Consider the following 9,118-nt stretch of genomic DNA (forward strand, 5'->3'; position numbering starts at 1 on the left):
GCTTGATCGCCTCGAAGGCGGGAATGCGGGTCGCCAACACCGGCCAGATCACCTCTTCGAACAGCGGCCAGTTTACCTCGAAGTCGCCGGGATCGGGGGCGTGGTCGCCTTCCTCCGGTTCGGCGCCGCCGGTGAGGTAGACCGAGCCTTCCGGACGGACATAGATGCCGGAGGGATCGACCAGCAGCGGCATATCGGCATATTTCTCGCGCGCCTCGAAGACGAAGACATTGCGCTTGCGCGGCTCGACCGGCAGCTCAAGCCCGGCCATGGCAGCCACCTTGCCGGCGTTCGGGCCGGCGGCGTTGACGACGATGCCGGCCTCCAGCGTCTCGCCATTGCCGAGGCTCACGCCGGTGACGCGATTGCCATCGCGCGCGATGGCGGTGACATCGGCGGTGATGAAATCGACTTTCTTCTGCCGCAGCGCCTTGCGGAACAGCGTCAGCATCGCATGGGCGTCGAACCAGCCTTCGCCGGTGCGGCCATAGGCGCCGGCTGAAATGCCCTCGGTCGACAGCCACGGGAACCGGCGCGTAAGCTGGTCGGCATCCTCGAGCACGATGTCGGCGCCCTCGGCCATCTGCGCCTCGTGATTGCTCTTGAGGATCGGCAAGCCGTCCTCGCCGGCAAGGATCAGATAGCCGCCTTCGCGAAAGCCGATATCGGCGTCGGCGCCGAACTCTTCCTTCAGCCGCCGGAACAGCTTCAGCGTGAACTGCGACAGGCGGATGTTTTCCGGGATCGAGAATTGCTGGCGGATCGAGGCCATGGACAGCGTCGTTGCCGCATGCGCGAATTGCGGATCACGCTCGACCAGCGCGATCGTGCCGGAAAACCCTTGCTCACGCAGATAATAGGCGACCGAGGAGCCGACGATGGCTCCGCCGATGATGACGATGTCGTAGCGCATGTTCTCTCCGATCCGGCCGATGGTGTCCTTCACGCCACCGGCAGAATGATCTCGAAGCGCGTGCCGCGTTCGCTGTCAACCAGCGCGATCATACCATCATGCGCTTTCAGGAGGGCCAGCACGATGCCAAGGCCCATGCCGGTGCCGCCCTGCTCGCGCCGCGTGGTGAAGAACGGCTCGAAAATGCGCGCCCGGTTGCTCGGCGAAATGCCGGCGCCGTCGTCGCTGACCAGGATGCTCGCCTTGCCGCCGGCGCTCGTAGCCGAGACAGAAACCGCCGTCGCGCCGTGCCTGGCCGAATTGTCGATGAGATTGGCCAGCACGATAGCCGCGTTCTCGGCCGATATGCGCAAGCCGATTTCGCTGCCGGCTCCGACGCGAACCGCCAGCCTGTTATCGACGGGAAGCAGCGCCAGCACAGCATTGATCGAGGTGCTTTCGCCGCTGGGTGCAAGATTTTCGGCCTTCGCCAGATCGAGCAGCCGCCGCACCAGCAGGTTGAGCCGTCCCGCATCGGTGACGATATTGTCTGAGAAGCGCCGCCGCTCCGTATCGTCCATCGCGCCACCGGAATCGCGCAGCAATTCGGCCGCGCCCTGGATCGCCGTCAGCGGCGATTTGAGCTCGTGCGACACATGGGTGGCGAAAGTCTGGATTGAGTCCGACCGCGCCTGAAGCTTCTCGGCCATATCGAGGAAGGCCGCGGACAGCTCCGCCATCTCTCGCGTGCCGTGATGGTCGAGCGGCCGGATCGCCGTGCGGTCGCCGGCGGCGATGCGCTCGGTGCGGTCGATCAGCGCATAGATCGGCCGGCTGACGGTGCGCAGGAAGATGAGACCGATGAGCAGCGTGCCGCCGAGAATGGCAATCGCCGCCAACGTCACCTTGCCGCGTTCGCCATAGAGATGTTTGATGATGTTGTTGGGCGTCCGCGACACATAGACCACGCCGGCGACCTTGCCATCGACGGCGACCGGCAAAGCGGCGAAGACACGCACCTTGGTGCCGCGGCTGACCGAATAAAGCGGCGGCGCCGGCTGGTCGCGGATGCGCAGCCTGAGCGCGCTGGCATAGTGACCGGCAAGTGCTGTGCGCACCTCTTCGACCTCGCTGAGCGACTGGCCGACCTCGCCCCGTCCGGCAATGACGACGCCCCGGGGGTCGAGCAGCCGGAAGCCGGCCAGCGTGGTTTTCTGGGTGGCGTCGAGAATGCCGGACAGGCGCGCGCCGATCGCCGCGAAGGCCGGATCCGGGGTGGCTGGCATCGCCGCCGGGCGGGTCGGCAGCACATAATCCGAGGCAAGATCGAGTTGCGGTTCGATTGGCCTGTAGAGCGGGTCCGGATTGACGCTTCGGCTTGAATCCCCGCCTGGCCCCGGCATCGGCGCGCCGAGCTTGTCCGCCGCAATGCCGGCGTCACGCACATCCTGCGCATAGATGGCGGCGATGGCCGCGCCTTGCGCGATCAGCTCCGCTTCGGTCTGGCGGATCAACTGGTTCTCGTAGAGGCGGAAGAAGAACAAGCCGACCAATGGCAGGGCCATCACCATGATCAGGATGGCGACGACGACCGTGGCAAGCCGTGGCCGCCACTTGCGGCCGATCCATTTGCCGGAAGTCGTCAGCCGCATCGGCCGAGCCGGAAGCCGACGCCATGCACCGTCTCGATAACGTCAGGGCAACCCACGGCTGCCAGCTTGGCGCGGATGTTGCGGATATGGCTGTCGACGGTGCGGCCGGCGACGTGGATGTTGGCGGCATAGGCGCTGGCCATCACCGCGTCGCGGTCCAGCACATGCGCCGGCCGCGCCAGGAACCCCTTCAGGATCGAGAACTCTATCCCTGTCAACGATAGTGGCTTGCCGTCGAAGCTGGCAGCATGGCTGGCCGGCGCAAGAGCCAGTTTGCCATGCGAAAACTGCCTGTCGTCGGCCGGTTCGGCCGCCGCCGGGCGGGCGCGCCGCAGGATGACGTTGACGCGGGCGACCAGCTCGCGCGGGCTGAATGGTTTCGTCACATAGTCGTCGCCGCCCATTTCGAGCCCGAGGATGCGATCGATCTCCTCGTCGCGCGCGGACAGGAACAGCACCGGCACATCGGATGTGTGCCGCAGTCGCCGGCAGACCTCCAGCCCGTCCATCTCCGGCATGCCGATGTCGAGCACGACAAGGTCGGGCGTCCGGCGTCCGATCGCCTGCAAGGCGGCGGCACCGTCGACCACCCCTGTCGTTTTCATGCCGGCCTTTTCCAGCGCAAAGCAGATCACCTCGCGGATGTGCGGGTCATCGTCGGCGACGAGGATGTGATGCGGCATGGATCAGCGGCCCGGCATGGAAGGTTCGATAGCGGAGGGAATCACGAACGGCCCCTTGGTGTCGAGATATCGAAGCAGCCGCCAGTCGCGAAAGCTCCAGGCCCGCCAGTTCTGCTGGATAGTTCGATACCAGATTTCATCGCTGCCGCGCACTCCAGCCAGTTCGCGGACAGTGCCGGCGGCCGCCGTCTTGCCCTGCTGCTCGAGGAAGCGGTCAAGTGCGGGAAACGCGCCAGGACCGAGCGAGTGAAGATACCAGGCGTCTAGGGGAATGCCCTGGCCGGTCATTTCGAGGGAATGGTCGACATTGTAGTTGGCGATCGTCGCTGCAAAATTGATGAAACAGCCGGCATAAAGCGTCAGAGATAACGTCAGAAGATTGGCGGACAGCAGCCATTCGTTGGATTTTCTCAGCGCGATGCGGGCAATGATCAGGGCAAGGCCTGCTGCCACCAGCCCCATCCAGACAAAGGCGGCGACGCGCCAGTAGGTCAATGCATAGATGCCGACATAGAGGTCGAGCCGCAGGATCGACGAAATGACCAGCATGATGTTCTGCGCCACCCAGGCATAGACCAGCCGGCGGATAAGCGGATCGGCCGATGTCTCGCTGCCTGGCCGCAGCGCCGCCAGCACGAAGCCGGCGGCAAGCAGCGCGGTGACGATCAGGGGATAGGCGCCACGATGCGCGTAGGAGGCGTAGCTCAGCCCGTCGGGAAGGGCGGCCCCGCCCCACAGATAGGTGGCGTCGAGCGCCGTCTGCAGCGCAAACAGGATGTTGAAGACGATCAGGGCGCGCAGGATGGCGGCCTTGCCGAACAGGATGTCTTGGATGGTGGTGGCGGTTTTGTCGGCTTGAGCGCTGACCGCCGGCGCCGCGCGCGGGATGCGGCGAACCAGGCGCGGCAGGCGCGGCCGCAGAAAAGCCCAGACAGCAGCGAGCACGAACAGCCAGAAGGCAATCCGCGCCAGCTGGATAAGATCGAGCAGCCTCACGAGGTCGATCAGCGACAGCCAGTAGTCGATCACCGGATTGGCGGCGCCGAACAGCGCCAGGAAGACCGCGCCCAGCGTCAGCGGCATCACCCAGACAGCGATCGCCGCCAGCCGGATGCGCCGCCGGCCGAACCGCCGCGCCGTCCTGCGCCAGCGGATGAAATCATTGGCGAAGCGGAACGGCGCCGCCAGCCCGAACAGCACGATCTGCCCGGCAATACGGGCGATGCTGTGCCGCAGCCGCCCGCTCAGCGAAAGCGCAAAGACGGTCAGCGCCGCCAGCGCGATCGAAACCGACAGGGTGCTGACGTTTTCAGCCAGCGGCAGCAGCGCGACAAGCAAGGCGATGGGCTTGAGCCACACCCGACCGTCGCTGAAAGCCGCCGGATGCACGGCGACAACCGCGGCGGCAATCAGCAGGGCGAACAGGAAAACCGTGATCCCGGCGGGCTGGCCGTAGAACAGGAAATCCGCAAGTGCCGCCAGCAGGATGGCGACACCGAAGCGGCTGCAATAGCTCGGCGCGGCGGAGAGCAACGCTGTCATGATCGGGCTTTCCTGATGGCGTCCCGCCGGGTTGCCGGCGGGCTCTTGCGGACAAAGGGAATGAGGGTTGCGACGGGACACACGCGCGGCGCATCGACCAGCCACCAATCTTCGCGGCGCAGCCGGTAAGGCAGACGGAGTTTGGCTCGCTTGTGCATGCCGCCTGTTTGTCAGGCAGGCGGGGAAAGGGTGAGGCGGATCGGAGGAGGTTTTCCGCAGGCCTGTGCAGTTTTCGTGCAGAGGCCAGACCTGCCAATCTCCCCCCCTCGTGGGGGAGATCGGACTGTCCTGCGCGCTTGCCTCACCTGCCCACACGCGGCATAGATCACCCATGGAAACCTACCGCCCGCGCCGCTCCGTGCTCTATATCCCGGCTTCCAACGACAAGGCGCTGGCCAAGATCGCGCAGCTTGCCTGCGATGCAGTCATCATCGACCTGGAGGATGCCGTCGCCCCGGCCGACAAGATCGCTGCTCGCGCAAAACTGGCCGGCATTTTCGCCGGCCATTCCGAGAGACGCTGCGAGCTGGTCGTGCGCATCAATGCGCTGGCAACCGAATGGGGCGCCGACGATTTGCTGGCCGCCGCAGGCTGCGAGCCCGACGGTATCCTGTTGCCCAAGGTCGACACGCCGCGCGACCTGCTCGAGGCCGGCGATGTGCTTGACGACAATTTCGCTCCCGACAGCGTGAAACTATGGGCGATGATCGAGACGCCCAAGGCGCTGCTCAACATCGGCGCCATCGCCGAGCTTGGCCGCGATCCGGCCTCGCGGCTCAATTGTTTCGTTGCCGGAACGAATGATCTGGTCAAGGAGACCGGCATTCTGGTTACGCCTGATCGACGCTACCTCGTGCCATGGCTGATGCAGATGGTGCTGGCCGCGCGTGCCGGCGGCATCGACATGCTTGACGGCGTCTCCAACGATTTTCGCGACCTCGACGCTTTCACCCAGGAATGCGCGGAAGCCGCGGCCATGGGATTCGACGGCAAGAGCCTCATCCACCCGGCCCAGATCGAAGCCGCCAACCGTGCCTTCGCGCCGTCCGCGGAAGCCGTGGCCGAGGCGCTCTCGGTGAAGGAAGCCTTCGCGCTCGCCGAGAATGCCGGCAAGGGCGTGATCGCGCTGAACGGCAGGATGGTCGAGCGGCTGCACTTGGCGCAGGCCGAAAAACTGCTGGCGAAGGCAGCCGCCATCGGGTCATAAATGCTCGATGGATGCGGGCGGGCTATGGCTACTCACGACAGGAATTGAACAATGAAACTCTACCGCTTTCTGTCCGCTCCGGACGATGCCAGCTTCTGCCACAAGGTGACGGCGGCGCTGAACAAGGGCTGGCACCTGTTCGGCTCGCCGACCTATGCCTACGACAAGAAGGCCAAAACGATGCGTTGCGGCCAGGCCGTGGTCAAGGATATCGACGGCCAGGAATACGGACCCGATACGAAGCTCAGCGACTGGTAGGGGACAGCGCCTTGCATGCGGATTAGGCAGCCTCGGCAATATCAAGGCGCACTGTAAGTCCGGCCTGTGTGGCAAGGTTGATCAACGTGTCCAGGCTGAAATTCGCGATCCTGCCCCGCAAGAGGTCGCTAAGGCGCGGCTGCGTGATTCCGAGCCGCTCGGCTGCTTCGGCCTGGGTAATTTTCCAGCTCCGCACCCGCTGTTCAATCGCGATCAGCAAATTGGAGCGCATGGCCATATTGGCAGCCTCGGCCGGAGTATCTTCCAGCGCATCCCAGACATTTTCAAAGCTCTGACGTTCCATTGTCACGCCTCCCTTCGTCATCCTAGGGCGCAGCAGTCGCAAAGCGACTGCGGAGACCCTAGGATCCATGCCGTGACCTTCGCCGAGGGGCATAGCAGATCAGGATTAGGGCCTGTTTTCGCCGAAACCGGATGGTAAGCTTTCAGTCCTGCACCGACGGAGCACTGTACCAAGATCACGGCATGGATCCTAGGGTCTGCGCTGCGTCGCTTCGCTCCTTGCTCCGCCCTAGGATGACGAAGGTGTGGGGCTATTCCGCCGCCTCTTCGATCTTCTCCATATCATCGTCCGACAGGCCGAAATGGTGGCCGATCTCGTGGATCAGCACGTGGGTGACGATGTCGCCCAGCGTCTCTTCGTTCTCGGACCAGTAATCGAGGATGGCGCGGCGGTAGAGCGTGATGCGGTTCGGGCCCTCGCCGGTCTGCGGATTCCAGCGCTCGGCAATGCCGCGTCCCTCGAACAGACCGAGCAGGTCGAACGGCGTTTCCAGCGACAGATCGTCCATGATCTCGTCGGTCGGGAACTCGGCGATCTGGATGACGATCTCGCCGGTCAGCTTGCGAAAATCCTCCGGCAGATGCGCATACGCCTCCAGCGCCAGGAACTCCATTTCGTCCATCGAGGGCGAGAGTTCGTCGTGCCAGGTGCGGGTCTTGTAGATGCGGGCCATGCTTTGTCCTTTGATCCCGGCATATAGGCTTTCGCACCGGAATCGGCAAATGAACGGGCTGAGGCGCCTGCGCCATCCAGGCAAAGAGGAATAAATTCCCCATGACTCTGCTTGACTCCTGGGTCACCCTCTGGAATCTATAGGAACATAACAGGAACAATTGTGAGTGGAAGCTGACCGTCATGGCGATGACCGCCGTGGCGCGGGAGACTGTTTTTGCCCTGCGCCGCCAGATCGCGAAAATCGAGGGAACGCTGCCCGAGCGCTTGGCTGTGCCGGCCGCCGCGTCCCTTGACGCCGACGCCAACACCGATCTCACAATTGTCCGGCGTGGCATTGCCGCGGCGTTGCCGGATGCGTTCCTGCCTATTGGTGTCGAGCGCCTCGACGCCGCCCTGAGCGGCGGGCTGCCGAAGGCCGCCCTGAGCGAGATCCATGGCACGCAAACCCGCGATGCCGGGGCCGTCGCCGGCTTCGCTTTGTCGCTCACCAGTCTGATCCTCAAGCAAACGCCGGGGCTGCCGGTGCTGTGGATCGGCACATCGGAGATTTTTCGCGAGGCCGGCTTTCCCTATGCAAGGGGGCTTCACGCCTCGTTCGGCATCGAGCCGGAGCAATTGCTGTTTTCCGAGGCGCCAAGGCTCGTCGATGCGCTGTGGATCGCCGAGGAAGCGGCCCGGATGACAGCACTTGCCGCCGTCATCCTGGAAATCCGCGGCAATCCGCAGCGGCTGGACCTGACCGCGACACGGCGGCTGCATGCAAGGGCGCAAGCGGCCGGCCGCCCGGTGTTCCTGCTGCGGCAGGCGGTCGAACCCGAACCGACGGCGGCCCCCGTCCGCCTCATCGTCGCCTCGGCGCCGGCGGTGCCGCGCGACACCATCGCCGGGCCGCTGGCCGGCTCGATCGGCCGCCCGGCCTTCGCCCTCACCATCGGCAAGAGCCGCACAGCCCTGCCTGGACAATTCACACTGGAGTGGAACCCCGATGAACGCGCATTCGACGAAAGATGGGGAGACGAAAAAAGGAGCGAGGGAAGAGACCGGACAAAGAATCCTGTCCCTGTGGTTTCCCTATCTGGCGGCGGAAAGGATCCTGCGCCAGCGTCTGGGGCGGTCCTGGCGTTCCCGGCCGTCGGATCACCTCTCTCACCCGCCGCTCGTGATCAGCCATCGCGACCGCAACGCGCAGCGCATCTCGGCCCTCGACGAGCGGGCTGAGGCCCTGCACCTGAAGCGCGACATGGGCATTGCCGATGCGCGCGCCATGCATCCGTCGATCGACATCGTCGAGGCCGATCCGGAAGCCGACCGCCGACTGCTCGAAGGCCTTGCCGACTGGTGCGACCGCTACACCCCGCTGGTGGCGCTGGACGGGACAGACGGCCTGTTTCTCGACGTCACCGGCTGCATCCATCTGTTCGGCGGCGAGCGCGCCATGCTGGACGACATCCTGTCGCGCTTCTTCCATCAGGGTTTCGATGTCCGCGCCGGGCTTGCCGCGACACCGGGTGCGGCCTGGGCGGCGGCACGCTTTTGCGGCGACCGCATCATTGTGTCAGGCGAGGAGGAAGCGCTGCTGGCACCCCTGCCCCTGGCCGCGCTGCGCATCGAGCCGGCGACCCGCACCAGCCTGGAAAGCGTCGGCCTGCGCACGGCGGGCGCCGTCATGGCGGCACCGCGCGCGCCGCTCGCCCGCCGTTTTGGCGCCTTGCTGCTCCTGCGCCTCGACCAGGCGCTTGGCCGTCTCGACGAAGCGGTGTCGCCGCGCCTTCCCGTCGCGCCGCTTTCGGTCGAACGCCACCTCGCCGAACCCGTCACCCTGACCGAGGACATCGAACGGCTGGTGGGCATGCTGGCGGCGACCTTGAAAACCGATCTCGAACGCCGCGGCGAGGGTGCCAGGAC

Annotated in this window: 10 protein-coding genes; 4 read left to right on the forward strand and 6 right to left on the reverse strand. The window is 65.1% G+C overall.

All coding sequences use genetic code 11. From position 1 onward, the window contains the following. The 4 genes from EOD15_RS21780 to EOD15_RS21795 form a co-directional block, all read right to left on the reverse strand. Positions 1-913, reverse strand: a 913-nt coding sequence (locus EOD15_RS21780) for an FAD-dependent oxidoreductase (protein WP_148129607.1), incomplete at its 3' end; no start/stop codon positions are given. Between the two features lie 29 nt (positions 914-942). Then, positions 943-2,544 carry an ATP-binding protein gene (locus EOD15_RS21785; protein ID WP_127408813.1) on the reverse strand — a complete coding sequence of 534 codons (1,602 nt, stop codon included), beginning with the start codon at positions 2,542-2,544 and terminating at the stop codon, positions 943-945. Beyond that, a complete protein-coding gene (locus EOD15_RS21790) occupies positions 2,535-3,227 on the reverse strand; it encodes a response regulator transcription factor (RefSeq protein WP_127320838.1) in 693 nt (230 codons plus the stop codon). Before EOD15_RS21790 ends, EOD15_RS21785 begins: the two co-directional genes overlap by 10 nt. Positions 3,228-3,230: 3 nt before the next feature. Then, positions 3,231-4,769: a DUF4173 domain-containing protein gene (locus tag EOD15_RS21795; protein ID WP_127320837.1), complete on the reverse strand. Its 1,539-nt coding sequence runs from the start codon at positions 4,767-4,769 to the stop codon at positions 3,231-3,233. 331 nt (positions 4,770-5,100) lie between these two features. On the opposite strand from EOD15_RS21795, the gene EOD15_RS21800 reads away from it, so the two are divergent. Beyond that, positions 5,101-5,976, forward strand: coding sequence for a CoA ester lyase (locus EOD15_RS21800; protein WP_127320836.1), 876 nt, complete (start codon positions 5,101-5,103; stop codon positions 5,974-5,976). A 51-nt stretch (positions 5,977-6,027) separates the two neighbouring features. Next, on the forward strand, positions 6,028-6,234 hold the full coding sequence (locus tag EOD15_RS21805) for a DUF1737 domain-containing protein (protein WP_127261267.1): 207 nt from the start codon (positions 6,028-6,030) through the stop codon (positions 6,232-6,234). Positions 6,235-6,256: 22 nt separating this feature from the next. Here the strand turns inward: EOD15_RS21805 and EOD15_RS21810 are convergent, their stop codons facing one another. Continuing rightward, on the reverse strand, positions 6,257-6,538 hold the full coding sequence (locus tag EOD15_RS21810) for an XRE family transcriptional regulator (RefSeq protein ID WP_127320835.1): 282 nt from the start codon (positions 6,536-6,538) through the stop codon (positions 6,257-6,259). Positions 6,539-6,788: 250 nt separating this feature from the next. Further along, positions 6,789-7,211, reverse strand: a complete 423-nt coding sequence (locus EOD15_RS21815; RefSeq protein ID WP_023763026.1) for a metallopeptidase family protein — start codon at positions 7,209-7,211, stop codon at positions 6,789-6,791. Between the two features lie 182 nt (positions 7,212-7,393). Between EOD15_RS21815 and EOD15_RS36860 the strand changes: the two genes are divergently transcribed. Together EOD15_RS36860 and EOD15_RS21825 are read left to right on the forward strand one after the other, a co-directional pair. Beyond that, complete coding sequence (locus EOD15_RS36860; RefSeq protein ID WP_127320834.1) at positions 7,394-8,431, forward strand: hypothetical protein; 1,038 nt, start codon at positions 7,394-7,396, stop codon at positions 8,429-8,431. Continuing rightward, the coding region (locus tag EOD15_RS21825; RefSeq protein ID WP_245463730.1) for a DNA polymerase Y family protein at positions 8,373-9,118 on the forward strand (746 nt) is incomplete at its 3' end. The genes EOD15_RS36860 and EOD15_RS21825, both read left to right, overlap by 59 nt.

The sequence above is a fragment of the Mesorhizobium sp. M7A.T.Ca.US.000.02.2.1 genome, assembly GCF_003996995.1.
GTDB lineage: Bacteria > Pseudomonadota > Alphaproteobacteria > Rhizobiales > Rhizobiaceae > Mesorhizobium.